Below are 1,450 nucleotides of genomic sequence, written 5' to 3'. Positions count from 1 at the left end.
CCTCACTTTCTAGCGAAATACAAAGACACACCTGAGATAGCGGATCTTGGTGCGATAGTTCAGCCTAATATGGAAAAGATCTATGCCCTAAAACCAGATCTCGTATTGATGACTCCGCTACATGCTAATCAGTATGAAGAACTCTCTCAACTCGCTCCGACTTTACATTTTGACATCAGCTACCGTAATAGTCGTGACCATCACGTCGATACCATTAAGAAACACCTTGTAGAGCTTGGTGAGATCTTTGAAAAGCAAGAGCTAGCCCAACAGAAAGTTGCCGAAATCGATGCAAAAGTCGCAGAAGTGCGCGCTGTTACGAAAGAGCGTTCAGAAAAAGCTTTGGTTGTCATGCATAACAATGGTGCTTTCAGCTCATTTGGCGTTGAGTCTCGTTATGGCTTCGTTTTCGATGTTCTGGGGGTAAAAGCAGCGAGTGAAAAAGTGGAGACAGGTTTGCATGGTCAGCCAATTTCTAGCGAGTTCATTAGCCAAGCTGATCCAGACATTCTTTACATCATTGATCGAACAGCAGTAATGGAAGGAAAGCCTGTCATTGATGCGGAACACTTAGCAAACCCGCTACTCCGTCAAACCAAAGCATGGAAAAACGACAACGTCGTTTTTGTTGATGCCGATGCTTGGTACATCACTTCAGCAAGCATCACATCTCTGAAAATCATAATTGATGACATCCTAAAAGGTTACCAAAGCTAAATCTAATAACAATGAGTTGGATCTTAAGTAATTCAACACTCAACCGACGTCAGAACGGATGTGAGCTAGCCCAAACAAAGAAAAGGAATCTATAATGACTCATGACTATCATCAGATAGCGATGGACTCTTCACAGAAAAACAAACCAAGCCCGTGTCATATCGCCCTCTTTATTTCACTTCAATTTAGTACTTTTGTCGTACCAATTAGTATCGCTCAAGCTGAAGAAGTCGTAGATGAATCAATGACAGTTTATGGTGAAGCAAACAGAGTTTATGCCGCTGGCAAAGTTTCTCACGCGAGTAATATGGGAATGCTTGGCGACAAAAACTTCATGGAAACGCCTTTCAATACGATTGGATACACAGAAAAACACATTCAAGACCAACAAGCACGCGATATCTCAGATGTAATCTCAGCTTCTGATCCCTCTGTTTTCACCAGCGGTGAAACCGGCTTAAACAAAGAAAGTTTCAAAGTAAGAGGTTTCAACTCAGACATTAGCGACGTTATGTTTAATGGATTGTATGGTATCGCTCCTTATTACCGAACCTCTCCTGAAATGTATCAACGTATTGATGTACTTAAAGGTCCTGCTTCTTTGCTCAACGGTATGCCACCGAATGGATCTGTTGGTGGCACCATCAACTTAGTGACAAAAAGAGCACAAGAAACACCAATCACATCTTTCACCGGCAGCTACTTATCGGACACTCAATTCGGAGGACATATC

At 42.3% G+C, this 1,450-nt stretch carries 2 protein-coding genes; both read left to right on the top strand.

What is annotated here, in order from left to right; all coding sequences use genetic code 11:
- Window positions 1-717, top strand: a 717-nt coding sequence (locus tag IQR33_RS25715) for a siderophore ABC transporter substrate-binding protein (protein ID WP_193844183.1), incomplete at its 5' end; no start/stop codon positions are given.
- 94 nt (window positions 718-811) lie between these two features.
- On the top strand, window positions 812-1,450 hold a 639-nt coding region (locus IQR33_RS34395; protein WP_228014143.1), incomplete at its 3' end, for a TonB-dependent receptor plug domain-containing protein.

Origin of the sequence: Vibrio sp. OPT46 (assembly GCF_015163535.1) — a bacterium.
Classification (GTDB): domain Bacteria; phylum Pseudomonadota; class Gammaproteobacteria; order Enterobacterales; family Vibrionaceae; genus Vibrio; species Vibrio alginolyticus.
Note: the sequence above shows the minus strand (reverse complement) of the source record. Positions and strands in the feature narration are given on the sequence as shown.